The following is a 25,110-nucleotide window of genomic DNA, read 5'->3' on the forward strand; positions in this document are numbered from 1 at the left end:
AAAATGAGTTTACCAGATATCCAACACTGTCCCGGTACGCTGGCCTCTGGCTATCATACCTATAGTCGAACGGCACTCGTCCGGGTCTTCAAGGGCCGCAAGGTAAGTCATCTTCTTCCCTATGATTCACCCGCATCTAATGCGGCAATGGACGAACTCTTTGATGAAAACAGAAAACGTATATCCATCTCGGGTGTGCAAGAAAAATTCTCTGTTCTGCTCGAGAAGAACAAACTTCGATTGATTAACGAGGGCGAATGGGGTAGTTACATCTTGAAACCAATTCCGGCAGCCGGCCGTCGACCGGACCAGATGCCCGCAAATGAACACCTTACAATGCAGATTGCGCGACAAGTATATCATATCGAAACGGCGGAGAACGCGCTGATCTTCTTTCGGAATGGAGCACCCGCGTACATCACCAAACGTTTTGACGTCGATGAAAATGATAGAAAACTCGCGCAAGAAGATTTTGCATCACTAGCCGGGCGCACACCTCAAACACATGGAGAACATTATAAATATCTCGGCAACTATTTGGAGTTATTTCAGCTCATGCAAAAATACGTTCCGGCATATCCTGTAGAAGCACCGAAATTACTGAAACTGCTGATATTCAACTATCTCTTCTCTAATGGGGATGCTCATTTCAAGAATTTTTCTCTCCTCGAAACGCCAATGGGGGATTACCGCTTGAGTCCGGCGTATGACTTGCTTAACAGCCGTATCCACATCAAGGACAAGGATTTCGCTTTAGACGATGGCCTATTACCAAAAAATTTAGCGCAGGGGAAAATTATTGAACAGTTCTCAGTATTGGCCGATCAGGCAGGTATTTCCCGAGCCACCTTCAATGCAATCAGGCAACTCATACTTTCCGAAACAGATAAAGTAGAGGAATTAACCTTTGCATCCTATCTTGACGAAACCACTAAACGCAATTATTGGCAATCGTATCAAGGTCGATTGCGGCAACTAGAAAAGACGTAAAAGACTAACGCCTGGATTTCCCGCATCACTTCAAGGAACTATAACGAATCGCCCATTTCAGTTTGATCATTATTATCAATGGAAATATCGGTGAAAGAGAGGAATATGGTACCGGTGGGCCACCATTTCACAAACGATGATAAGTCCGGTACTTTAATCACATAGTTAAAGTTACGAATTTTGTACTCCCATTCGAGCACTCACAGACTTTCGTACTGACAACTTCTCCTGATCTCCCCATCACGTTTTGTACTGTTTCATCCCAAAACAATACTAAGCCTTTTCAAAACACGAGCAAAATAAAACGGGAACAAAAAAGGGCAATCCGCTGGATTGCCCTACTGTATTACATTACGTTAGATAAACAAAGAAAAATTAAAGCAATTAAAAACAAGCCCCTACTTCCCAATACAAAACTTCGAAAAAATATAATCCAACCGATCCTCGTTCGTCACCTCTCCGGCGATATCCGCCAGGTAATGCAGGCACCTCCGGATATCCAATGCCAGCAGATCCCCCGGTATTCCATGATCCATTCCTCCCTTCACGCCTTTTAACGACGACAATACTTCCTGGAGCGCCGCGTAATGGCGGACGTTGGTGATGATGGTGTTCTCCGTGTTGATGGCGCCGCCCATTACTTTGTGCACCAGTTGATCCTTCAGCTCCGTGATCTGGGAATGATCGCGAGCCGAAATGAAAATGATGCCTGGAATGAAACTGAATTTCGCGCGCGCCACTTCGGTTCCCAGCATATCGGTCTTATTACCGACCAACAAGTACGAAAGCCCCTCGTGATCAAAAGCCCTTATTTGTTCCAACAAGTCGTCGACCGTCAGTTCCGATACGTCGAACAGGTATACCACGATACCCGCTTCGCGCATCTTTTCCAGGGATTTCTGTACGCCGATGCTTTCGATGGCGTCGTTGCTTTCCCGGATGCCCGCAGTATCGATGAGGCGAAAAAGTATGCCGCCGATGTTGAGGATTTCTTCAATGGTGTCGCGCGTGGTCCCGGCGATATCGCTGACGATCGCGCGGTTCTCGTTCAACAGGGTATTGAGCAACGTGGATTTACCGGCGTTGGGGCGGCCGATAATGGCGGTATTCACGCCGTTTTTGATGACGTTGCCGACTTTAAAAGAGGAAATCAGGCGCGACACTTCGGTAAGTGATTCGTTCACCAGTTCATACAATGCCGTGCGGTCCGCAAACTCCACGTCTTCCTGACTGAAGTCGAGTTCCAGCTCGATGAGGGCGGAAAATTTGATGAGTTGCTCGCGGAGGGAGTGAAGTTCGCGGGTAAATCCGCCGCGCATCTGTTGCAAGGCCGTCTGGTGGGACGCAGCGGTATTGCTGGCGATAAGGTCGGCAACGGATTCCGCCTGGGTGAGGTCGAGCTTGCCGTTCAGGAACGCCCTTTGCGTAAATTCACCCGGCCTGGCCAGGCGAGCACCTTCAGCGATGCAGGCTTCCACGATCTGCTGCTGGATGTATGGCGAACCGTGACAGGAAATCTCGACTACTTCTTCACCGGTGTACGACTTCGGCGCGCGATATAGCGACACCACCACTTCATCCACGAGGCGTCCCTGGAAGTGGAGCCCGCCAAAGTGCAGGGTGTGCGTGGCTTGCGCGGAAAGATCCTTCGATGGGAAGAGCCGGTCGGTAATCGCTACGGCCTGTTTTCCGCTCAGCCTGATCACTGCGATAGCGCCCAATCCCGGCGCGGTGGCAATGGCTACGATGGTATCGTCGTGTCCTCCAAGTTTTCCTATCATGGCCCGAAATTAAAGAAATTCCGTCTTCCGGCCCCGATGGCGCGGGCCGCAAATAAAAAATCCCCCCGGTTGAACCAGGGGGATTTAGTATGTACTACTAGCGTGAGACTAAATACTACTCTTGGAGGGTGAAGCGGATGGGCAGGTTGAACTGCACAGATACCTGGCGTCCGTTCTGCTTACCGGGTTTCCATTTCGGCATTTTCTTCACCACGCGGATGGCCTCTTCTTCAAGACCGCCGCCTTTGGCTTGACCTACCGTTTTAACATCCTTGATGTTACCTTCCGAGTCTACCACGAAGGATACGAACACGGTACCCTGGATGCCGTTTTCGGTGGCCAGGTGCGGGTAACGGATGTTGTTGCTGAGGAACTTGTTGAGCGCTTCGTCACCACCAGGGAAGGTCGGAGGTTGCTCCACGAAGGTGAAGATCTCCTCTTTCGGGGGCGGCGGGGGCGCGTCAACTACGCCTGTACCTTTAGAGTCATTGATCAGACCCGGGTCGATACCGTTGGGATCGCCTTCTACGGTTTTGGTAGAAACGGCCTTGTCTTTGATCTCGTCAAGTTTCACCAGTTCTTCCTCGGCTTTCACCTCTTCGTCTTTCTTGATCACCGGAGGGGTGAACTGAACGGACGGCTTCACCGGCGGGGGCGGAGCGGGCGGCGGAGGGGGCGGAGGGGGAGTTTTCGGATCGTCCGGCAACTTCACATCCTCCAGTTTGATATCCTCGATAACGGGCTTGGTGTTCTTATCTGTATTGTCTGCTTTCAGATTCAAATAGATGAAATAAGAGCCGACAATCAGTAACGCCAGAGCAGCCGTTCCCAGGATAGAGTTCCGAACGCGCTTGTCGTACTTCTTGCGAAGCTCGTAAGCACCGTAGTTCTTGTTCCTGTCTTCAAACAGGATGTCAAGAAAATCGGACTTGAGAATTTTAGCTGTATCCATTGTTACACGTTTATTGATGGATGCAAAAAATGATTGTTTTCCATACTACTGAATGCCGTTGGTGGCTTCGGTAGCTTTGATCCATTGCTTGTCCTGGTCGCTGATATCCACCGTAGCATAACGCTGGATACGATTGATGGCCATTTCATCCAATAAATCTACAAAGTTTTCGTAAGTAGCGCCATCATCCGCTTTGATGATGACAACCACATCCTCGGGCTCACCCTTGTGATTCCGGAGGCGCGCTACTTCATCCCTTTTCTGGATGATGATATCGCGGATGCCGCCGGTGTTGGCAAAGGTAGTCGCCTTGAAGAAGTCCGGGTTGCTGGAAGCGTTGGGATCCTGCGCCAATCCTGCGTAGTAATAAACCTGGTCTTTCTTGCCCAACAGGATGGTAAGAGCGGTGGATTCCTTCACCTTGTTCTGCTCTTCTTCATTCTCTGTATCCTTGGGCATGATCAGGTCCATAGTCTTGGGCTTCGACATGGTGGTGGTAAGCATGAAGAAGGTGATCAGGAGAAACCCGAGATCCACCATCGGAGTCATGTCCACACGGGTAGAAAGCTTTTTGGACTTCGTTCCACCGTGTTTCTTACCACCGCCCTGACTACTGGTATCCATTTCAGCCATGGTAGCAATATTTTTTTGATGATTTAATGTTGTTTACTGTCAGGAACTTGCATTAATGCGCATTATCCTGTTGCTGTTCTTCATACAGGGCAGCAGCGGAACCCGGCGGTTTAGCCTTCAGATTAGTCACCAGATTCAGTTTCTGGATTTTCTTCTCCTTGAAGGTATCCAACACCCGTTTAATCACGGGATAAGGCGTTCCATTGTCAGCCTGAATGCAATATTTCAGCTTGTTGTTGTTCCCTTGCGCGGCACGGGCATACTCGATCCAGATCGCAAGCTCATTGTTCGTGGAATCCATGGGAATCCCTTTCTCAATGTTACTGCTCTTACGCTCGTCTCCAGACATGTTCAAAACCTGTTTCAGGGTTTTGAAGTCAGCGCCAACACTGGAACCAACCTTAAAATTATTGATTTCAGTAGGGCCGAGGCCAAGCTTGAAATTTGTATTCAGGTCCTCGATGAGTTGTTGTCTCTTCGGCTGACCGTCCATGCTGAAGAACACTCGTCCGTCTTTGTCCACCGTCAGCAGGACCACATCGGAGTCCGGCAACAACTGGGTATTGATGGAGGAGGGAGTCACCACCGCAACCGGTTCGTCCGGCTTAAATTTGGTGGCGAGCATGAAGAAGGTCAGCAGCAGGAAAGCCACGTCGCACATCGCAGTCATGTCGATGAGGGTGCTTTTCCTTGGCATTTTTACCTTTGGCATCTTACACTCCTTTTGTTTGGTTCACTTAATTAGATTCAGTTCGCGCGGAATTCCACACAATAATTTACGAATTATTTGTGGTTGGCGGCGAAAGACTGTGTCAAAGTAAAGCCAGATTCGTCGATAGCGTAAGTGATGCTGTCGATATTGGTAGTGAAGTAGTTGTACATGATGATCGCGATTGCGGAGGTACCGATACCCAGTGCGGTATTGATGAGGGCCTCGGAGATACCAAGTGCCAGCGCCGCAGAATCGGGTGCACCACCGGTAGACATCGCGGAGAACGCCTTGATCATACCAAGTACCGTACCGAACAGACCTACCAGGGTAGCCACAGAAGCAATTGTGGACAGGAACACCAGGTTCTTTTCCATCATCGGCAGTTCCAGTGCTGTCGTTTCCTCGATTTCGTTTTTGATGGTCAGGATTTTCTGATCCGTGTCCAGATCAGTGTTGCTGATCATTTCCTTGTACTTTTTCAGGCCGGCCTTCAGTACGTTGCCTACGGAACCTTTCTGCTTGTCGCACTCAGAGATCGCAGCGTCCACATTCTTGTTAGCCAGGTGATACTGAACTTTACGAACCAGTTCGGAACCGCTGAATTTACCTTTTGCCTTTGACAGGTACAGGAAACGCTCGATTACGAAAGTAATACAGATCAACAGGATTGAGATCAGGATAGGTACGATAGCTCCGCCTTTGTGAACGGTACCAAACCATTTGCCGATACCTGCCTCAATCGGGTGGTTTTCAGGATTATTACCCATGAAGTTGGCGGGATTGCCCAATACAAAAATGTAAAAAATGTACGCGATGGCGATACAAATGGGTACAGCCAGGATCGCAAATAAATTGGACGATTTTTTGGCTTGGTGAGAAGTCGTTTTGGCAGCAGCTGCAGTCACAGTTGTTTTAGTCTCAGCCATGTTGATTGAATTTTAGTGTTAAAAATTAAACTGTTTGTTTGTTAGAAATTAAAATTTTAGTCGCAATGATTTCACAATATACACAGATAATCCGCTTATAATCAGTGATTCGCAAAGTTATAAGCCTTCCTCAAAAAAACAAGTGTCACCCAAAAAATTTAACCAGGCTTCACAAACCCCTTCCACAGGGCATTCTTCTCCCCTTCACATTAATTGAGCAAACACTTAGATAGAAAAAATAAATAATGTTATTCTTACTGTCCTCTCCCAACTTAGCCCCAAAGTCGTCGCTGGGGAATCGATTGATTTTTTTTCAAAGTTGGACGCACAATTTAAGAAAATTTCCAAATGTTCCAACAGAAATTTTAAATACTTACGATTCACTTCATGGCCCCCCGAATGCATTCCCGCCGCAGTAACGCTCCAGTTACCGGGAATGCCTTCAGGCAATTTAGTGATTTTTACTTTCCACTCTTAATGGATTTTTTGTCTTTTATGGATTTTAACGATTAATTATGACTTTCTTACCTTTCTTTTGCTCCGCTTATTATTTACTACACAAAAACCAATCACCACGCACATGCAACTACAGCGCACCTTTGCCGCTGCCGTCACAGGCGTTTTGTGCACAGCACTGCTGATGCCGTCTGCCACCCACGCCCAGCGCAGGAAGAAAGACGAAAAAACACCTCCTGCCGCAGCGTCCCCGGCCAAAGACACAACCGCCAGGCCCAACGGCCCCATGAGGCCCGCCGGTCAGCCCAAACCGCAACCCAAAAAGTTCGCGGATGTTATCAACGCCTCCGCAGTCGCCGACTCCGGAATGTTCAACATTTATAAGCAAGACGACCGCTTCTTCGCAGAAATCCCTGATGCCCTCCTCGGCCGCGACCTCCTCGTGGTAAGCCGCATCTCCAAATCCGCCGCCGGCCTCCGCGCCCGCATGATGGGCTTCGCCGGCGACCAGATCAACGAAACCGTCATCCGCTTCGAAAAAGGCCCGAACAACCGCGTCTTCCTCAAGAACATCTCCTTCGCCGAGCGCTCCAAAGACTCGACGCAACCCATGTTCAACTCGGTGACCAATTCCAACATCCAGCCCATCGTCGCTTCCTTCGACGTGAAAGCCTTCTCCAAGAACGGCAAAGGCTCCGTGGTGGATCTCACCGACTACATCGCCGGTGACAACGACATCCTGTTCTTCGACAACTCCGTGAAAGGCACCCTCAAACTCGGCGGCGCACAACCCGACAAGTCGTACATCAACGACGTGAAGTCCTATCCCGAAAACATCGAGATCAAGACGGTTAAAACCTATGCCAAACAAGGAAGTTCCCCCATGCCCGGCATGCCCCCGCAAGGCGGCGGATTCGCCACCGTTGAGCTGAACAGCTCCATCGTTCTGCTCCCGGCTGTGCCCATGGAACCCCGCTACTTCGATCCCCGCGTTGGATATTTCGCCACCAGCCTCACCGACTTCGATGCCGACCCCCAGGGCGTGAAAAAACTTACGATGATCACCCGCTGGCGCCTTGAGCCCAAAGCGGAAGACATGGAAAAATTCCGCGCCGGCGAACTGGTGGAGCCCAAAAAGCCCATCATTTTCTACATCGACCCCGCCACCCCTGTAAAATGGCGTAAATACCTCATCCAGGGTGTGAACGACTGGCAGGGCGCCTTCGAACAAGCCGGTTTCAAAAACGCGATCTACGCCCGCATGGCGCCCACCCCGGCCGAAGACTCCACCTGGAGCCTGGAAGACGCCCGCTACAGCGCCATCGTATACAAGCCGTCCGACGTTCCCAACGCCTCCGGCCCCCACGTACACGATCCCCGCTCCGGCGAGATCCTCGAAAGCCACATCAACTGGTACCACAACGTCATGAGCCTCCTCCGCAACTGGTACATCATCCAGGCTGCGCCCAACGACGAACGCGCACGTAAAATGCAGTTCGACGACGAGCTCATGGGAGAACTCATCCGCTTCGTTTCCAGCCATGAAGTAGGCCACACCCTCGGCCTCCGCCACAACTTCGGATCCAGCTCCACCTATCCCGTAGAAAAACTGCGCGATAAAAACTGGGTGAAAGAACACGGCCACGCCGCTTCCATCATGGACTACGCCCGCTTCAACTACGTGGCGCAGCCCGGCGACGGCATTTCCGGAGCCGATCTCTATCCCCGCATCAATTACTATGACAAATGGGCCATCGAATGGGGTTACAAAAATATCCCCGGCACCAACGCGGATACAGAGAAAGCCACCCTCAACAAATGGGTGATCAACCGCCTGCAGGACAAACGTTACTGGTTCGGTACCGAAACCAACCCCGACGATCCCCGCAGCCAGAACGAGGACCTTGGCGATAACGCCATGAAAGCCAGCGAATACGGTATCAAAAACCTCCAGCGCATCCTGCCCAACCTGCAAGCCTGGACCCGTACCGAAAACGAAGGCTATTCCAACCTCGCCACCATGTACCAGGAGCTCCTGGGCCAGTTCGGCCGCTACAACGGCCACGTAGCCAAAAACATCGCCGGCATCTACGAAACGCCTAAAACCGTTGAACAATCCGGCGCCGTTTACGAACACGTATCCAAAGCTACCCAGCAGGAAGCCCTGAAATTCCTCAATGCCCAGCTGTTCACCACGCCCACCTGGCTGCTGAACAAGGACATCCTCGAGCGCATCGGCGGCAACGCCCCCTCCCTCATCCTCGGCCAACAGGAAAGAGTGCTCGGCCGCCTGCTCAGCACCAACACTTTCGTGAAACTGCTGAACAACGAAGCCGTGAACCCGGCTGCCTACAAAGCCGTTGACTACGCGAACGACCTGAAAAGAGGCATCTTCTCCGAGATCTATGCCGGCAAATCGGTGGATATCTACCGCCGCAACCTGCAGAAATCTTACGTAACGCAGCTAAGCAAGCTGATCACTGCACCGGAGACCAGCAACAATCCGCTGGCTATGATGATGGGCAGCAGTCCCAACCCGCTCACTTCCGACGCGGCCAGCATCGCGCGCGCGCAACTGACCACCCTGCGCAGCGAAGTCCGCTCCGCAGCCGCGGCAGCGCCCGACCAGATGACCCGCTTCCACCTCCAGGACCTCTCCGAGCGAATCGGCCAGGCCCTGAACCCGAAAGGTTAATTACCACGGTTGATAAATTGATAAGTAGCGAAAGCCGTATCCTTCACTGGGTACGGCTTTTTGCATAACGCATTGTCCCGCAATACATTCTAAAAACAATCGTTTGCAAAACCTGCTGACATGCTACTGACATCCTTCAATGATCCTTCAAGTGGCTCCAATGCTGGCTTAGGTTTCAGGGTGTTTGCTTAAAGGATGACTGAAGGATCATTGGAGGATTGCTGAAACCAGGATCTCAAATACTGCTGACATCCTACTGACATCCTTCGTTCATCCTTCGAACGTGTTCGTTCGTGGTGCGGGTTTGAGGGTGTTTGAACGAAGGATGGACGAAGGATGAACGAAGGATTGACGAAGCATTGGCCATAAAAAAGGACCGCCCATGATTAGGCGGTCCTGTCATTTTCCCTATACTAATAAAAGTACAGGTGTAAAATTATGTTGCGGGGATGCATTGTATCTGCGTAGTACCGTTTTTACCACCATTTTCCTCCGGCGGGGTAGTTCCGGTTGCCGGGGATGTTATTGACGGCAAAAGCCACCAAGAGCAGCAATAACACTCCGGAAGCCACCGGTGTGAGCACGTACAGGTACCCCAGGTCCCGGATCCTCTCACTGCCGGCGATGGCCAGCAGGGCGGTAGCCCCTCCGGGCGGATGCACCGTTTTCGTCATCTGCATCACCACGATCGAGCAGGCCACGGCCAGCGCACCCGCCAGCCATTCCCACTCCGGCGACGAAATCAGCAGCCCGAGGGTAACGCCCGTGATCGCGCTCAGGACGTGCCCCCCGAGCACATTGCGCGGCTGCGCCAGGGGGCTCTGGGTATGCCCGTAGATCAGCACCGCCGAGGCCCCGAAAGAGCCCAGCACAAACAGATTGTCCTTGGCGGGCAGGTAAAAATGGTTAATCATGCCGATCAGTCCCACCCCGAGGAAAGCCCCGAGGAACGACCAGGCCATATCCTTCCGGTCGATCAGCGTCTCCCGGTAAATCACATACTTTGCTATGCGGTAGGTTCGTTTCATCCGTCTCATCGGGTGCAAAAATACACCTATCAATAAATTTTCTTAATATCGCCCTAAATCTACTGTTACACCGTGAAAGAACGTCCTAACACCAACAAAATCACGATCTACGACATCGCCCAGGCGTTGGGGCTCAGCGCTTCCACGGTATCGCGCGCGTTGCAGAACAACCCGCTGATCAACGAAGAAACCCGCACCAAAGTGCAGGATGCCGCCGCCAGCATGGGTTACGTGCCCAACTGGATCGCGTCGAGCCTGCGTAAAAAGCGGTCCAACATCCTCGGCCTGATCGTACCCCGCACCAGCATGTACTTCCAGAGTACCGCCATCAGCGGCATCCAGCACGAAGCCCATAAATACGGCTTCAGCATCGTGATCGGGCAATCGGACGAAACCGTGGCCATGGAAAAGGAACTGGCCCACACCTTCTTTTCGCTGAGGGTTGACGGCCTGCTGGCGTCTTCCTCCATGTTCACGACCAACATCGACCACTTCTCCCCTTTCATCAAGAATAATATCCCGCTTGTGTTTTACGACCGCGTACCGCTGGACTTCCCCGGTTACACGATCACGGGCGACGATTTCAAAGGCGGGTACCTGGCCACGGAGCACCTCATCAAACAGGGATGCAAGCGCATCGCGCATTTCTCCGGGCAGCTGACCTGCAACCTTTACCAGCAGCGCCTCGCAGGCTATAAAGCCGCCCTGGCCAAATATAAAATCCCCTACGACGAATCGCTCCTGTACGTCCACAACCTCACGCTCGACGCGGGCGCCGAGGCGGCCAGGCAGATATTCGCCGGGAAAGAACTGCCCGACGGGCTTTTCGCGGCTAACGACAGCTCCGCCGTCGCCTTTATCCAGGAAGCGCGGAAAGTAGGGATCGATATTCCGGGAAAAATCAAAGTGGTAGGGTATTCCAATGACCTTTCCTCCCGGATCATCAGTCCTTCCCTCACCACCATCGAACAGTCGGGGTATAAAATGGGGGAAAAAGCGGTGGAAACGCTCGTTCAGCTGATCAATAAGGAGGAAAAAATCAAAATCGTAAAGAATTACGTGTTCGAGGTGGAATTAATCCCGCGGGAATCCTCCGCGCTGTAACCTAACAACTATAAAATCCGTTCTATAGCCGATCAACCTACAACAACTTTAGTATGAAGAAATGCTACCTGTTTCTGCTGACGCCCGCCATGGCATTCATCGCCTGTAACAGAAACATTTATGTTCCAAACCAAATCAACGTTCCCCTGCTCAAGGAAAAAGGTGAAGTGAAAGCTTCCGTTTCCCTGTCCGACTGGCAGGCCGCCTATGCTGTGACAGACAATTTCGCAGTGATGGCCAACGGACAGTATATTTCCCGCCTGATCACGCTGGATGGCGATGGGATTGACGACGATCCGCTGGTGGATCCCAATACCCGCGGCGGTTTGTTTGAAGTCGGAGCGGGCTACACCAAAGCGATCGGCGATTCGAAGAAAGCGGTGTTTGAAATATACGGCGGGTATGGTTTCGGCGGATTCAGGACCCTGGAAGAAGCATACCTGTATAAAGCCGATACCATACAAGGGTACGATGCGTACCGGTTGCGCACGAAGTTTCATAAATTCTTTATCCAGCCTTCGTTCGGATTGTCGCACAAGGTGGTGGAAGTGGCGTTTTCCACCCGTTTTTCGCTGGTGAACTTCAACAATGTATCCAGCGGCTCCCTGGCCTGGGAGAGCGATCCCAATATGCGGATGGATTTCCAGCGGCTGGACGGCAAGGTGGTCGGGTTCATGGAACCGGCGGCTACCGTGCGCGTGGGATTCAAGCATATCAAATGGTTCTGGCAGCTGCGCGCCTCCGTTCCCCTGCGTTCTGATGGCGTGGAAGCCGGCCCGACACTTAACGAATATTTCCAGCCTTTCTCTTTCAACACCGGTATTTCCCTGAATTTCGGGAAATGGCTGAAGAATTAAGGTCAATAACAGATATTTTTGAAAGAGCCCTCCGGTTGCCGGGGGGCTCTTTTTGTAAAGTCCGCTTTTCGTTGATATCTGTTGTCTGGTTATTGCAGTTTGATCGCCGCCGCATAGCGCAGTCCGGCTTTCTGTACAGCCGCGGGGATTTTGATTTCCACCGTACCGTCTTGCGCTTTCCAGCTGAGCTTGCCTTTGTAGCCCAGCAGCCGCACTTTCGCGCCTTTCTTCGGCTGGATGCCGGTGAAACGTACCGTAGCCGGAAGTTGTTCGCCTGCGTCGAGCAGATAGATGGCGTAGATGCTGCCGTCGCGCTTTTGCGTGAAGCACACTTTGCCGTCTTTGTAAGGCGCCACGGAGCGGGTGCCGTAAATCGCGTCGCCATTCACCTGCATCCAGGAGCCGATGCTGTCGAGCTTGCGATAAGCTTCGTCGTGCCAGGTACCGTCGGGTCCGGGGCCGATGTTGAGGAGGTAGTTGCCGCCTTTGGCCACGATGTCTACCAGGTTGTGGATGATGGTATTCGTGGGTTTGTATTGATCGTTGGGAACGTAGCTCCAGGAGCCGCCCATGGTCATGCAGGTTTCCCAGGGGTAATCCAGCGGTTTGTCGGGGATCGTTTGCTCGGGGGTACGATAGTTCTCGAACGGACCGTGCACGCTGCGGTCTACCACGATGAGGCCGGGCTGATTTTTACGCGCCATGGCGGTGATGCCGGGCATATCGATATCCTGGTCCTGCGCCGGGGTTTTGTTCCACGACAGGGATTCTTTGGTATGCATGTTCAGGGGGCGAACCCAGCCGCCGTCGAGCCAGAGGATGTCGACCTTGCCGTAGCCGGTCATCAGTTCCTGAATCTGGTTGAAGGTGAATTTCCTGAAGGAATTCCAGCGCTCGGGGTATTTGGCGAGCTCGTAGCTGGGGTTGCGGTCTTTCGGCGGGAAGTAATCCCACCAGTAGGAGTCCACATGCCAGTCGGGTTTGGAGAAATAGGCGCCGATGTGGATACCTTCTTTCCGGAATGCGTTGAAGACTTCTTTGGTAACGTCTGCCCGGGGGTCTTTGCTGAAAGGCACGTTGGGCGCGGTTATTTTGTAGTCCGATTGTTTGGTGTCGAACATATTGAAGCCATCGTGGTGCTTGGTGGTGAAGACCATGTACTTCATACCGGCTTTTTTAGCGGCGGTCGCCCATTTGGCGGGGTCGAAATTGACCGGGTTGAAGGTATTAGGCAGGGCTTCGTACTTCTTAACGTACTCGTAGTAGGGAATACCAGCGGGCTGGCGTTGTGTCCAGCCTTCGTCTTCGGGACAGAGGCTCCACGACTCCACGATCCCCCATTGGGAATAGGTGCCCCAGTGCATCATGAGCCCAAACTTCCAATCCTGCCACGCTTCCAGCTTTTCCAGCACGAGCGGGTCAGTCTCCTTTACGTAAGGCTCGTTCTGCGCTTGCGCCGAAACGCCTGCCAGCATACAGCCTGCCAATATCAAATGCTTCATCTTCATCATGTTGTTCACTGTTTAATGTTCACTGTTAAATTTGCTGATTACGGCTTCGTTATGCCGACCACATGCCAGGTTTGCAACTGCGATTTCACCGCTTCCAGCCCGAGGCTGGTTTCCAGTTCCACCGTTTTGCCCATACCCGGCAGCAGGTCGAAATAGTTATCGGAAAAATGAGATGTATCGTCTTTATCCAGCAGCAACCACACGTTTTTGGCCAGCTTCGCGGAGCGGACGGTTACCAGTATCTTTCCTCCCGCTTGTTTTACTTCCGTTTGGATCTCCGGAACGGGCAGCGCCATGTCGCGGGGTGCGGCAAAGTAAAACACATTCTCCGTCCGGGTTTGATTTTCATTTACCAGTTTGGCATACAAAATTACCTTCCGGGGATCGGCGCCCTGTAATAACGCGTCTTTCTCCATCCGCCAGGCCACTTCCGCCGTGTTGGCTTTGGCCGTCAGCGGCTGTTCGATGTTCCGGAGGGTCTTACCTTCCATATCCATCAGCGTCAGCTCCAGTTTTACCTTTTCGTCTTTCCACAAATCATTCACCACGTAGGCGCGCACTTGTCCTTCTTCTTCCACCAGGCTCACCAGCATGGGCGTAAATGCTATCTGCGCGAAGTATTGCAGTGCTTTCCAGCGGCCGAAGTAATCGATACTGCTCCAGGAAGGCCCCGGCCAGGTATCGTTCAGTTGCCAATACAGCGTGCCCATGCAATAAGGCATGTTGCGCCGGTGCGCTTCCAGGCCGATTTTCATCCCTTCCGCCTGCAATACCTGGCTCATGTACAGGAATCCGGCAAAATCTTTCGGGCGGTGATAGTAATGATCCATGTACGTTTGAATGGCGGCGTTGCCGCGCGCGAGCGACTTCTGATGGGATTGCATCACGAACGAGTGCAAATCCCACTGCGTGGAATCCGCGAACTTCCGCACGGTATGCAGATCAGGGAACGACTGAAATCCGAATTCGCTCATGAAGCGCGGCACATGCGTATTGAACGCTTCGAACCACTCCATGCCGTGCCAGATGCCCCAGTAATGGTTGTCTCCATGTTTGAAATCCTCCGCGCGCCCCCAGTTGCTGATGGGCGACGAAGGCAGGTAATACCGCGAAGGGTCGTGGGCCTTTACTTCATCACGCAACAACTCCTCGAACAGTGTTTCATAGCCTTTCAACAGCGAAGCCCATTGTTCGTCGGAATAAGCGTAGCCATCTTTCCAGCCCCAGTTTTTAATCGCCACGCCAATTTCGTTATTACCGCACCACAACGCCAGCGAAGGGTGGTTTCTCAGCCGGCGGATGTTGTAAGCGGTTTCTTCCCGCACCTGCGACAGGAACGCGGGATCCGAGGGATACAGCGTACAGGCGAACATGAAATCCTGCCAGACGAGGATGCCTTTTTCATCGGCGAGGTCGTAGAAAATATCGTTCTCATAAATGCCGCCGCCCCAAACGCGGATCATGTTGAAATGGCTGGCCTCCATATCGCGGAACATTTTCCGGTAACGGTCGCCGGTTACGCGGGGGAGGAAGTTATCGGAAGGAATGTAGTTCGCGCCTTTCATGAAAACGGGTTTCCCGTTGACTTTCACGAAAAACGAAGTGCCGTCTTTATCGGGCGCGTTCACTACTTCCACCGTGCGCAGCCCGACGCGGCGGGTGGTTTGCTGGATGGTATCTTTTCCATGGAGGATGGAAACGGTGACGGGGTACAAATAAGCTTCCCCCAGCCCGTTGGGCCACCAGCGCTTCGGCTGGCGGATGGAGAAGGGAATATGGACGGTTTGCGTGCCCGCCTGCAGGGTGCTTTGCACTTTCTGCGTGGCGAAAGCCTTGCTGCCGCTGTGGATGACGGCCGTATACTTTCCCGCCTGCTGCACATCCACGGTGAGCGTGGCTTCGAGGGTGGCGCTGGCGTCGGATAATTGCTGCTGTTGGATCCAGGCGTCGCGGAGCTGGAGCTTGTTCCAGGAACGGAGCACGACAGGGCGCCAGATACCGCTGGTCACATAGCGCGGGCCCCAGTCCCAGCCGTAATGGTACGGTGCTTTCCGGGCGTGGACGCTCAGGGGAATGTCGCTGGCGTCGTTGCCTGCCGGGTACACGATCCGGTCCTGCATGAATTTAGGCATATCGCGCACAATCGGACTATGAAACAGGATCCGAAGGCGGTTGCCCTGTGGCCGGGCGATACCCTTCACGATCACCTGTTTGCCCACGAACATGTTTTGGGCTTGCAGGATGAGGGAATCGTTGAGGTATACGTCAGCATAGGTATCCAGCCCGGTGAAGTCGAGCGCGAGCTGGTCCTGGCCGGCCATTGCGGCAGGGACATCGAACGAGGTCCGGTATTCCCAGTCTTTTTTATCGATCCATTGCAGCCCTTTTTCATTGGCGCCGGCAAAAGGATCGGGAATGAGTTTATGGGCGAGCAGGTCGGTATGTACGGTGCCGGGAACGGTAGCCGGCCGCCAGATGTTTTCGTCGGTCCGCCGGAATTCCCAGCCTTTATCCAATTCCTGTTGTTGCTGCGCCCATGCGGGCCAGGCGGCGACCGCCAGCCCGATAACCCCGATTACTCTCCTCATAACTGTCTGAAAAATGGTTAAATACCGGGTAAAAATAACAGATTATGAAGAATCGGAAGGCTTTTCGGATATTTGGGGTATGAAAAGCATCTGGAATCAGGTATTGCAATACCTTTTTATCCGCAAGCGCGACAAATCCGAGCAGCTCAACACCAACACGAAGCTCATGCACGGCATGAACCGGATTTCCATCCTGATGTTCCTGATCGCGATCCTGGTGATGTTGTACAGGCTTATTTTCCGCTAACTACTTTTACGATTTCGGCAGCCGCTTTCTGAGATGCGGTACCGTCGCCCAGGAGGGTCCAGAGCGTGGCGTAATCGGCTTTCATCTGCTGATGGCGGGCGGTGTCTTTTAAGATAAGGGTGAGTTCTTTCAGGAGGTTTTCTTCCGTCAGATCGTGCTGGATCAGTTCTTTCACCACGAGTTTATCCATGATGAGGTTCACCAGCGAAATGTATTTCACTTTGATCAGCCGTTTGGCGAAGAAATACGAGATGGGGCTCCCCTTGTAGCACACGACTTCCGGCACGCCGAAGAGCGCCGTTTCGAGGGTGGCCGTACCGCTGGTGACCAGCGCGGCCGTAGCCTGGAGCAGCAAGGGGTAGGTCAGGTTCTTTACGGTGGAGACGTTGGGATACGCGTCTGTGTACTGGCGGAGGAATGCATCGTCGAGGCTGGGCGCCTGCGCCACGATGAACTGGTATTCCGGGAAGTATCTCGCCACGGAAAGCATGACGGGCAGTTTCTTGGTAACTTCCTGCTTGCGGCTGCCGGGCAGCAGCGCGATGATGGGCTTGTCGGAAAACGGTGGTAGCGGCGGGGCCTGCTGTGCGGCTTTCACGGCTTCGATGAGCGGGTGCCCCACATACGTCACTTCAAAATTCCATTTTTTATAGAAGTCCTGCTCGAACGGCAGGATTACCAGCATCTTGTCCACCACTTCCCGGATCTTCTTCACGCGGCCTTCTTTCCAGGCCCAAACCTGCGGGCTGATATAGTACACCACTTTGATCCCCTGCTGTTTGGCCCATTCGGCGATGCGGAGGTTGAACCCGGGATAATCGATGAGCACGATCACATCGGGCTTCCAGGCGGTGATGTCTTCTTTACAGATCTCGAGGTTTTTAAGGATGGTGCGAAGGTTCATGATCACTTCCACGAAACCCATAAACGCGAGTTCCTTGTAATGCTTCACCACGTTGGCGCCGGCTTGCTGCATGAGATCGCCGCCCCAGCTGCGGATATCGGCCGAAGGGTCTTGCTGTTTGAGCTGTAAGATCAGGTTGCTTCCGTGCAGGTCGCCGGAGGCTTCTCCCGCAATGATGTAATACTTCATGCCCCGTTCCTAGATGATTTTAAGCAGCAAGATAACGATTGCGTATAACAATGTAACGAGGAAAATCCCGCGGGCCGTGAGGTCGCGGCGTTTGCGGGTGTACAGGTAAAACACGATACCGTTCGCCAGCAGGCAGATGCTGATGATTTTGGGGATGAGGAACCTGTTGTTCATGAATTGGGTGAGGACGTCGCCCAGGCTCTGTCCTTTCGGGTAGAAAACAGCGAAATAATATAGGAGAAAGGCAATGAACGGGGTCACGAGTCCCAGTATAATGCCCAGCGATAGTTTGTCTTGTTTCAACATGGTCATAGGATTATCGGAAGTTCCACTCGGCTTCCAGTTGTTGTTTCAGGCGGTAGTTGGTAAGGTCGAACTGCACCGGCACCAGGGAGGTGTATCCGTTTTCGAGCGCCCAGACGTCGGTATCGTCGCCGCTGTCCTGGTTTTTGAACGCGCCGGTGAGCCAGTAGTATTTTTTGCCGTGGGGGTCTCTCCGCTCATCGAATTCCTCCTGCCACTTGGCGTTGGCCTGGCGGCTGATGCGGATGCCCTTGTAGTCTTTTGCCGGTACATCAGGGATATTTACGTTGAACAGGGTGTGCGGGGGAAGCGGCGTGTCCAGCATGCGGCGCGTCACTTCATGCGCTACTTCCCGGCAGGTGGAAAAATCAGCGTCGTAAGCGTAGTTGAGGAACGAAAACCCGACGGAAGGAATCCCTTCGATTGCGGCCTCCATGGCGGCCGACATGGTGCCGGAGTAAATAATGTTGATCGAGTGGTTGGCGCCGTGGTTGATACCGCTTACACAAACGTCCGGCGCGCGGTGCAGGATCTTGTCGCGGGCCAGCTTCACGCAGTCGACCGGCGTGCCGGAGCACTGCCAGGCTTCGATCCCTTCGAAGATATCCACGGTATTGAGCCGTAGCGGGAACCCGAGGGTGATGGCGTGGCCTTTGCCGGACTGGGGACTATCGGGCGCCACAACAACCACTTGCCCGAGGGGGCGCACCGCCTCGATGAGATTGCGGATGCCCGGGGCGGTAATCCCGTCGTCGTTCGTCACCAGTATCAATTTTTCCTGCTTCAACTTTTTACTTTTATCAACAAATGTACATGCACCGGTTCACAAATCCTCCGGCTGTTTCCATTTTTAACGGTGATTTTAAAGATCGGAGCGCTTCAACCTGCGATAAGCGAGGAAGCAGAACAGCAGGATATACCCGATGGCGATCATCTGCAATGTCGATTGTTCGAAGGGCTTTACCCCCTGCGACGCCAGTTCGTTCACCAGTTTCGTTTCGCCGGGGATCATCCTGTCGGTGCATTCCAGCGGGAACAAAGCCCCCATGTGGGCTTTTACTTTAAAATCTATCAACCGGCTGATGAAAAACTCGAATACATATGCGTACATCACATAAATCGCGATGGCCACCCCGGCGCGCTTCATGAAAACGCCCAGGAACAATGCCACGGCCAGGTAATCCATCGCTTGCACAAAAATCAGCCAGATCATGCCGATTCCGTCGGTAGGGTCGCCCTGCCCGGAGCGCAGGCCAAAGAACAACGCGCTGGCTACGATGACCAGCGTCATAAACACCGCCATCGAAATCATCACCCCGAATTTCGCCAGGATGTATTGATCGCGGCTCCAGCCATCGATGATGTTCTGGCGGATAGTGCGGAAATTATTTTCGTTGGTCAGGAAGATGATGAGGAGAATGCCCATGATGGGATACATCGCGCTCCCGATCCAGGCGGATGTTTCCCAGGCTTTCGGAAAGCTGAAAGCGCCGAGGAACGCCGCTATCTGCTTGCTGTTTTTCAGGATCAGCTCATACGACCACAGGATCAGGGGCACGATTGCGAGAAACAGTCCGGAAAGCAGCCAGAAAGTACGGTAGGCTTTAACTTTCAGCCATTCTATTTTTAAGAGTTCGGTCATGACGGTGGGATTAATTGGTCAGTTCAATGAAACGCGCTTCCAGGCTCTTGCGGCGCAGCGCCAGGTAGTTCAGGGTAACGCCCTGCTCGAAACAGTGCTTGTTGAGCGCCTCCGCGCTGAAGCCGTTTTCGAAAACAACCTGGAACCCGCCGTTGTGGCGGCGGAGGGAACGAAGCCCCGGCATGGCGGACAACACATTTTCCAACGTAGCGTTATCCACGGCGCTCACTTCCAGCATATCCTCACTCGCGAGCACTTCATCCACATGCCCCGAAGTCAGCAATACGCCTTTCTTCAGGATCGCTACGTGGGTGCAGACTTTTTCCACTTCATCCAGCAGGTGGCTGGCCATGATAACGGTAGTGCCCTGCCGCCCCAGTTCCCGGATCAGCTCACGGATTTCCGCGATACCGGCGGGGTCGAGGCCGTTGGTAGGCTCATCCAGCAACAGCACTTCCGGATTGCCCAGCAATGCGCTGGCAATGGCGAGCCGCTGTTTCATCCCCAGCGAATAGGTACTGAACTTTGAATCCTTCCTTTCCCACAAACCACACAGCTTCAGCACGCGCTCGATATCGTCGTGCCCGCGCTGCTTGATGGCCGCCGCGATCTGCAGGTTGCGGATGGCGGAATAGTAATGGTAGAAATTCGGGGTTTCCAGCAATGCGCCGATCCTGCGGCGAAGGGAATGGTGTGGCGGCTGGCCGAACCAGGCATAAGTGCCCGCGTCCGCCTTCAGCACGTCCATCACGATCCCCAGCAGCGTCGTTTTACCGCTGCCATTGGGGCCCAGTACGCCGAAAACGCTGCCTGCCGGTACGTCGAAAGCAACTTCTTTCAACGCCTGGACGGGCCCATAGCGCTTGGACAGCTGGTGCAGGGATAGCATGTGTGTGTTTTCCAAGTTGACAGATTTGAATGGCGAAAATAAAAAATCTAGTTGCGAACCGGCTTGCCCGTTTTGAGCACGCTCTGCAACCTTTCCAGGGTTTTCCGCTCGCCGCAAAGGCTCAGGAACGCTTCCCTTTCCAGGTCCAGCAGGTATTGCTCGCTCACCAGTGCAGGCTCCGAAAGGTCACCGCCGCACATCACGTAAGCCAGCTTGCCGGCGATCTTTCCATCATGTTCCGATATATAGTTGGCAAATTTCATGGCATTGATGCCGGTGAGCATCGCTCCCAGCGCCCCACGCCCCAGCACGCGGATGTCGGTCCGCTCGATCGGGCGGGTATAGCCCGCATCCGCCAGCTCCAGGGCTTTCTGTTTGGCGTCGGCGATGATGCGGCTGTGGTTGAGGCTCACCGCGTCCGTCCCATGCCGGAGAATTCCCAGGTCGAACGCTTCCGCGGCGGACGTCGCCACCTTGGCCTGCGCGATGGTGAGGAAGCGGTCCTGCAGAATCGGGTTTTCGATCTGCCCTTCCTTGTATTCATCTGAAGCGCGCAGCGCGAACTCTTTGGTGCCGCCGCCGCCAGGAATCAATCCCACGCCCAGTTCCACCAGGCCGATATAGGTTTCGGCCCCGGCCTGCACCGCGTCGGCATGGAGGCTCATCTCGCAACCGCCGCCCAGCGTCAGCCCGTGAGGGGCCACCACCACGGGGATCGAGGAATACCGCAAGCGCATGGTGCTCCGCTGGAAGAGGCGGATCGCCATATCCAGCTCATCGTATTCCTGTTCCGCGGCGAACATGAAGATCATCCCCACGTTGGCGCCCGCGGAGAAATTCGCGGCGTCGTTGGCGAGTACCAGCCCGCGGAAATCCTTCTCCGCGCGGTCCACCGATTTATGTACACCTTCCAGCACCTCGCCGCCGATGGTATTCATCTTCGTTTTCCATTCGAGCGACAGGATGCCGTCGCCGATGTCGTAGAGGTTGCAGGCGCTGTTTTTCCAGACGATGTTGTTGGACAGGTTTTCCAGGATGATGAATGCATCCGCGCCGGGAACCGCCTTGTAGGATTTGGAAGCCAGGTCGTAATAGAATTTCTTTCCGCCTTCCACTTTATAAAAACTTTTCACACCGGCCGCCAGCATGTCTTCCACCCAGGCAGCCACCGTCAGGCCTTTGTCTTTGATCGTTTTGATGCCGTTTTCCACACCCAGCAGGTCCCAGGTCTCAAAAGCGCCGATCTCCCAGCCGAAACCCGCTTTCATGGCGTCGTCCACTTTGTAGGGATCATCCGCGATCTCGGGGATGCGGTGGGAAATGTAGGAGAAAAGGTAAGCGTGGAAATTTTTGTAGAATTCACCCGCTTTATCGCCGGCGCCGGCCAGCATTTTGATGCGTTGCTTCAGGTCTTCGACAGGCTTCGCCGCGTCGATGGACGCGAATTTCGCGCGCTGCTTCGGACCGTATTCCATAGTCTGGAGGTTGAGCGTCAGGATTTCCTTTCCGCCTTCTCCTTTTGTTTTCTTGTAAAAGCCCTGACCGGTTTTATCGCCGAGCCAGTTGTTTTCCACCACTTTCTGCAGGAACGGCGGGATGTTCATGATGGCGCGGGCTTCATCGTCCGGCGCGTTTTCGGCTACGCCTTTCGCCACTTTCACGAGCGTATCGATCCCCACCACATCCGCGGTACGGAAGGTGGCGGACTTCGGGCGGCCGATGACGGGGCCAGTCAGCGCATCCACTTCATCAATCCCCAACCCCATTTCCTGCATGATGTGGAAAATGGCCATGATGGAGAAAACGCCGACACGGTTGGCGATGAACGCGGGCGTGTCTTTACACAGCACCGTGGTTTTACCCAGGTACAGATCGCCGTAATGCATGAGGAAATCCGTCACCGCCGGATCGGTATGCGGGGTGGGAATGATTTCCAGGAGGCGGAGGTAACGGGGCGGGTTGAAGAAGTGCGTGCCGCAGAAATGTTTTTGAAAATCGGCGCTGCGCCCTTCCGCCATGAGGTGGATGGGAATGCCGGAAGTATTGGAAGTGATGAGCGTGCCCGGCGTGCGGTACTTTTCGACCTGTTCAAAAACTTTCTTCTTGATATCGAGGTTTTCCACCACCACTTCGATGATCCAGTCGCAACCGGCGATGGATTTCATATCGTCGTCGAAGTTGCCGGTGGTGATGTGTTTGGCGGCTTCTTTCGTATAAAGCGGGGAAGGATTGGATTTAACGGCGGCCAGCAGCGCGTCGTTCACGATGCGGTTGCGGACAGCCGGGCTTTCCAGCGTCAGGCCTTTGGCTTTCTCCTTTTCGTTCGGTTCTTTCGGCACAATATCGAGCAGTAACACCTTCACGCCTACACCGGCGAAGTGGCACGCGATCCTTGAGCCCATTACACCAGAGCCCAGCACAGCAACTTTATTGATCCTTCTTTGCATAATTTCCAGCTTTAGAGCAATGAATTTAACATTTTTTACGGTTGGAAACTTGCGTATAACGAAAAAGGCCGGTGAATTCACCGGCCTTTTAGCATTATTTTTCCATGATCAGCTGATGCCGCTGCCCGGCGCCACGGGCGCATCGGGATTCACGAACACGAGCTTGCCATTGTCTTCCGCCATGAGGATCATACCCTGGCTTTCGATGCCGCGCATTTTGCGGGGCGCCAGGTTGGCCACCAGCGTCACCTGCTTGCCGATAATGGCCTCCGGTGCGTAGTGCTCCGCGATCCCCGACACCACGGTCCGCTGTTCGCTACCGAGATCCACAGTGAGTTTCAACAGTTTATCCGCTTTCGGCACCTTTTCCGCATGGGTAATGGTGCCGGCGCGCAGGTCAAGTTTCGCGAAATCGTCGTATTGGATTTCCGCCTTCGCCGGCTTCGCTTCCGCAACGGGCGCCGCGGCGGGCGCTGCAGCGGCGGCGCTTTTCTTCAAACCGGCGTGGAGTTTTTCTACCTGAGCGGCCACCTGCTCGTCTTCGATCTTCTTGAACAGCAGTTCAGGCGCGCGTAAGGAATAACCTACGCTCACGAGCTTCATGCTGCCGGCGTTTTCCCATTCCAGCATCCGGTCTACCACCTTGAGCATGTGGCAGATTTTCTGCGCGGTAAACGGCAGGAAAGGATTGAGGAAGATGGCCAGGTTGGCGGTCAGCTGCAGGCAAACGTGCAGGCAGTTATCGATCTTCTCCTGGTTCTCCGCCTGCAATTCCGGCGTTTTGGCCAGGATCCAGGGTTGTTTTTCCTGGAGGTAACGGTTGCCTTCGCGGGCTACGTTCATCACTTCTGCCAGCGCGTCGCGGAAACGGTAGTTTTCCAGGTTCTCGGCGATTTTCAGTTTCGCGTCCTGCAGCGCCTGGTAAATGGCGTCGTCCGCCGCATCTTTCACGGATGCGTGCATGGGCGGCACCTTTCCGCCGCAGAGCTTGTGCATGAGCACCATCGTGCGGTTCACGAAGTTGCCGAGGTTAGCCACCAGCTCGTTGTTATTCCGGTCCTGGAAATCTTTCCAGGTGAAGTCGTTGTCTTTCGTTTCAGGCGCCGTGGAGCAAAGTACGTAGCGGAGCACGTCCTGCTGGTCGGGGAAATCCCTGATATAATCGTGTACCCACACGGCCCAGTTGCGGGAAGTGGATACCTTTTCGCCTTCGATGTTGAGGAATTCGTTCGCCGGTACGTTGTCGGGAACAATGAAACCGCCGTGGCCTTTCAGCATCGCCGGGAAGATGATGCAGTGGAACACGATATTGTCTTTCCCGATGAAATGCACCAGGCGCGTATCTTCCTTGCACCAGTAATCGGCCCAGTTTTCGGTGAGCTCCTTTGTGGCGGAGATATACCCGATCGGCGCGTCAAACCATACATACAGCACTTTCCCTTCCGCGTCCGGCAGCGGCACTTTAATGCCCCAGTTGCTGTCGCGGGTCATGGCGCGGCTTTGCAGCCCGTTGTCAAGCCAGCTTTTGCATTGGCCGAACACGTTATTTTTCCATTCCTTGTGGTCTTCGAGGATCCATTGTTTCAGCCAGGGTTCGTATTGCTGGAGAGGCATGTACCAGTGCTTCGTTTTGCGCTTCACCGGCACCGCGTCGCTGAGGGCGGAACGGGGGTTGATGAGCTCGTCGGGACTGAGGGAACTGCCACAACGCTCGCACTGGTCGCCATAAGCGCGGTCGTTCCCGCATTTGGGGCAGGTGCCGATGATGTAGCGGTCGGCCAGGAACACCTGTTTGATCTCGTCGAAATATTGTTCAGACTCCCGTTCTTCGAACAGTCCTTTATCATACATCACTTTGAAGAACGCCGCGGCGGTTTCGTGATGGACCTGGCGGGAGGTGCGGGAAAATATATCGAAAGAAATGCCCATCGCCGCGAAGCTGTCGCGGATGACGGCGTAGTATTTGTCGACGATGTCCTGCGGGCTCACATTCTCCTGCATGGCCTTGATGGTGATGGGTACTCCATGTTCATCGGTTCCGCAGACGAATTTGACGTCCATTTTCCTGGCTCTGAGATACCGCACATAAATATCGGACGGCAGATAGCAGCCGGCCAGGTGCCCGATATGCACCGGTCCGTTGGCATAGGGTAAAGCCGCCGTCACCAGGTATCTGTTAAATTTTTCCATTAGCGTATTCTCCGTTAAAAAATTGAAAATAACACTTACTTTGGTCACCCGAAGCAGGTTATTTGT

Annotated in this window: 20 protein-coding genes; 5 read left to right on the top strand and 15 right to left on the bottom strand. The window is 53.6% G+C overall.

Features of this window, described 5'->3' with window-relative positions; all coding sequences use genetic code 11:
* Positions 1 to 3: 3 nt before the first annotated feature.
* On the top strand, positions 4 to 990 hold the full coding sequence (locus WJU16_RS09670) for a HipA domain-containing protein (RefSeq protein ID WP_341838113.1): 987 nt from the start codon (positions 4 to 6) through the stop codon (positions 988 to 990).
* 398 nt (positions 991 to 1,388) lie between these two features.
* Here the strand turns inward: WJU16_RS09670 and mnmE are convergent, their stop codons facing one another.
* The 5 genes from mnmE to WJU16_RS09695 form a co-directional block, all read right to left on the bottom strand.
* The gene (gene mnmE / locus WJU16_RS09675) at positions 1,389 to 2,771 is read right to left on the bottom strand and encodes a tRNA uridine-5-carboxymethylaminomethyl(34) synthesis GTPase MnmE (RefSeq protein ID WP_341838114.1); all 1,383 of its coding nucleotides are present in this window, start codon (positions 2,769 to 2,771) and stop codon (positions 1,389 to 1,391) included.
* A 115-nt stretch (positions 2,772 to 2,886) separates the two neighbouring features.
* The gene (locus tag WJU16_RS09680; protein WP_341838115.1) at positions 2,887 to 3,723 is read right to left on the bottom strand and encodes a TonB family protein; all 837 of its coding nucleotides are present in this window, start codon (positions 3,721 to 3,723) and stop codon (positions 2,887 to 2,889) included.
* A 45-nt stretch (positions 3,724 to 3,768) separates the two neighbouring features.
* On the bottom strand, positions 3,769 to 4,356 hold the full coding sequence (locus tag WJU16_RS09685; RefSeq protein WP_341838116.1) for a biopolymer transporter ExbD: 588 nt from the start codon (positions 4,354 to 4,356) through the stop codon (positions 3,769 to 3,771).
* Positions 4,357 to 4,408: 52 nt separating this feature from the next.
* Entirely contained in the window at positions 4,409 to 5,068 is a 660-nt protein-coding gene (locus WJU16_RS09690; protein WP_341838117.1) for a biopolymer transporter ExbD, read from the bottom strand.
* A 71-nt stretch (positions 5,069 to 5,139) separates the two neighbouring features.
* A complete protein-coding gene (locus WJU16_RS09695; RefSeq protein ID WP_341838118.1) occupies positions 5,140 to 5,994 on the bottom strand; it encodes a MotA/TolQ/ExbB proton channel family protein in 855 nt (284 codons plus the stop codon).
* Positions 5,995 to 6,574: 580 nt separating this feature from the next.
* Between WJU16_RS09695 and WJU16_RS09700 the strand changes: the two genes are divergently transcribed.
* Positions 6,575 to 9,145 (top strand): zinc-dependent metalloprotease, encoded by a 2,571-nt coding sequence (locus WJU16_RS09700; RefSeq protein ID WP_341838119.1) that lies wholly within the window; start codon positions 6,575 to 6,577, stop codon positions 9,143 to 9,145.
* A 476-nt stretch (positions 9,146 to 9,621) separates the two neighbouring features.
* Here WJU16_RS09700 and WJU16_RS09705 read toward each other — a convergent pair whose 3' ends face one another.
* Positions 9,622 to 10,173: an HPP family protein gene (locus tag WJU16_RS09705; protein WP_341838120.1), complete on the bottom strand. Its 552-nt coding sequence runs from the start codon at positions 10,171 to 10,173 to the stop codon at positions 9,622 to 9,624.
* A 72-nt stretch (positions 10,174 to 10,245) separates the two neighbouring features.
* On the opposite strand from WJU16_RS09705, the gene WJU16_RS09710 reads away from it, so the two are divergent.
* Positions 10,246 to 11,277: a LacI family DNA-binding transcriptional regulator gene (locus WJU16_RS09710; protein ID WP_341838121.1), complete on the top strand. Its 1,032-nt coding sequence runs from the start codon at positions 10,246 to 10,248 to the stop codon at positions 11,275 to 11,277.
* Between the two features lie 53 nt (positions 11,278 to 11,330).
* Entirely contained in the window at positions 11,331 to 12,134 is an 804-nt protein-coding gene (locus WJU16_RS09715; protein WP_341838122.1) for a hypothetical protein, read from the top strand.
* Between the two features lie 89 nt (positions 12,135 to 12,223).
* On the opposite strand, the gene WJU16_RS09720 is transcribed toward WJU16_RS09715, so the two are convergent.
* Positions 12,224 to 13,645, bottom strand: coding sequence for an alpha-L-fucosidase (locus tag WJU16_RS09720; protein ID WP_341838123.1), 1,422 nt, complete (start codon positions 13,643 to 13,645; stop codon positions 12,224 to 12,226).
* 38 nt (positions 13,646 to 13,683) lie between these two features.
* Positions 13,684 to 16,233: a glycosyl hydrolase 2 galactose-binding domain-containing protein gene (locus WJU16_RS09725; RefSeq protein WP_341838124.1), complete on the bottom strand. Its 2,550-nt coding sequence runs from the start codon at positions 16,231 to 16,233 to the stop codon at positions 13,684 to 13,686.
* 79 nt (positions 16,234 to 16,312) lie between these two features.
* Here WJU16_RS09725 and WJU16_RS09730 point away from each other — a divergent pair, with 79 nt between their 5' ends.
* Complete coding sequence (locus tag WJU16_RS09730; RefSeq protein ID WP_341838125.1) at positions 16,313 to 16,480, top strand: DUF6728 family protein; 168 nt, start codon at positions 16,313 to 16,315, stop codon at positions 16,478 to 16,480.
* On the opposite strand, the gene lpxB is transcribed toward WJU16_RS09730, so the two are convergent.
* The 7 genes from lpxB to metG form a co-directional block, all read right to left on the bottom strand.
* Positions 16,467 to 17,573, bottom strand: coding sequence for a lipid-A-disaccharide synthase (gene lpxB / locus WJU16_RS09735; protein WP_341838126.1), 1,107 nt, complete (start codon positions 17,571 to 17,573; stop codon positions 16,467 to 16,469). The two genes, WJU16_RS09730 and lpxB, sit on opposite strands and share 14 nt — an antisense overlap.
* Positions 17,574 to 17,582: 9 nt before the next feature.
* A complete protein-coding gene (locus WJU16_RS09740) occupies positions 17,583 to 17,879 on the bottom strand; it encodes a hypothetical protein (RefSeq protein WP_341838127.1) in 297 nt (98 codons plus the stop codon).
* 10 nt (positions 17,880 to 17,889) lie between these two features.
* Positions 17,890 to 18,663, bottom strand: coding sequence for a 5'/3'-nucleotidase SurE (surE, locus tag WJU16_RS09745; RefSeq protein ID WP_341838128.1), 774 nt, complete (start codon positions 18,661 to 18,663; stop codon positions 17,890 to 17,892).
* A 75-nt stretch (positions 18,664 to 18,738) separates the two neighbouring features.
* Entirely contained in the window at positions 18,739 to 19,518 is a 780-nt protein-coding gene (locus WJU16_RS09750) for an ABC transporter permease subunit (protein WP_341838129.1), read from the bottom strand.
* A 10-nt stretch (positions 19,519 to 19,528) separates the two neighbouring features.
* A complete protein-coding gene (locus WJU16_RS09755) occupies positions 19,529 to 20,422 on the bottom strand; it encodes an ABC transporter ATP-binding protein (protein WP_341838130.1) in 894 nt (297 codons plus the stop codon).
* Positions 20,423 to 20,454: 32 nt separating this feature from the next.
* Entirely contained in the window at positions 20,455 to 22,854 is a 2,400-nt protein-coding gene (locus WJU16_RS09760; RefSeq protein ID WP_341838131.1) for a 3-hydroxyacyl-CoA dehydrogenase NAD-binding domain-containing protein, read from the bottom strand.
* Between the two features lie 108 nt (positions 22,855 to 22,962).
* Positions 22,963 to 25,044 (bottom strand): methionine--tRNA ligase, encoded by a 2,082-nt coding sequence (gene metG / locus WJU16_RS09765; RefSeq protein WP_341838132.1) that lies wholly within the window; start codon positions 25,042 to 25,044, stop codon positions 22,963 to 22,965.
* Positions 25,045 to 25,110: the final 66 nt, after the last annotated feature.

The sequence above is a fragment of the Chitinophaga pollutisoli genome, from assembly GCF_038396755.1.
GTDB lineage: Bacteria > Bacteroidota > Bacteroidia > Chitinophagales > Chitinophagaceae > Chitinophaga > Chitinophaga pollutisoli.

Coding starts and splice junctions, on each gene's coding strand:
- WJU16_RS09670 (WP_341838113.1), top strand. CDS start 4: ATGAGTTTACCAGATATCCAACACTGTCCCGGTACGCTGGCCTCTGGC.
- mnmE (WP_341838114.1), bottom strand. CDS start 2,771: ATGATAGGAAAACTTGGAGGACACGACGATACCATCGTAGCCATTGCC.
- WJU16_RS09680 (WP_341838115.1), bottom strand. CDS start 3,723: ATGGATACAGCTAAAATTCTCAAGTCCGATTTTCTTGACATCCTGTTT.
- WJU16_RS09685 (WP_341838116.1), bottom strand. CDS start 4,356: ATGGCTGAAATGGATACCAGTAGTCAGGGCGGTGGTAAGAAACACGGT.
- WJU16_RS09690 (WP_341838117.1), bottom strand. CDS start 5,068: ATGCCAAAGGTAAAAATGCCAAGGAAAAGCACCCTCATCGACATGACT.
- WJU16_RS09695 (WP_341838118.1), bottom strand. CDS start 5,994: ATGGCTGAGACTAAAACAACTGTGACTGCAGCTGCTGCCAAAACGACT.
- WJU16_RS09700 (WP_341838119.1), top strand. CDS start 6,575: ATGCAACTACAGCGCACCTTTGCCGCTGCCGTCACAGGCGTTTTGTGC.
- WJU16_RS09705 (WP_341838120.1), bottom strand. CDS start 10,173: ATGAAACGAACCTACCGCATAGCAAAGTATGTGATTTACCGGGAGACG.
- WJU16_RS09715 (WP_341838122.1), top strand. CDS start 11,331: ATGAAGAAATGCTACCTGTTTCTGCTGACGCCCGCCATGGCATTCATC.
- WJU16_RS09720 (WP_341838123.1), bottom strand. CDS start 13,645: ATGATGAAGATGAAGCATTTGATATTGGCAGGCTGTATGCTGGCAGGC.
- WJU16_RS09725 (WP_341838124.1), bottom strand. CDS start 16,233: ATGAGGAGAGTAATCGGGGTTATCGGGCTGGCGGTCGCCGCCTGGCCC.
- WJU16_RS09730 (WP_341838125.1), top strand. CDS start 16,313: ATGAAAAGCATCTGGAATCAGGTATTGCAATACCTTTTTATCCGCAAG.
- lpxB (WP_341838126.1), bottom strand. CDS start 17,573: ATGAAGTATTACATCATTGCGGGAGAAGCCTCCGGCGACCTGCACGGA.
- WJU16_RS09740 (WP_341838127.1), bottom strand. CDS start 17,879: ATGTTGAAACAAGACAAACTATCGCTGGGCATTATACTGGGACTCGTG.
- WJU16_RS09750 (WP_341838129.1), bottom strand. CDS start 19,518: ATGACCGAACTCTTAAAAATAGAATGGCTGAAAGTTAAAGCCTACCGT.
- WJU16_RS09760 (WP_341838131.1), bottom strand. CDS start 22,854: ATGCAAAGAAGGATCAATAAAGTTGCTGTGCTGGGCTCTGGTGTAATG.
- metG (WP_341838132.1), bottom strand. CDS start 25,044: ATGGAAAAATTTAACAGATACCTGGTGACGGCGGCTTTACCCTATGCC.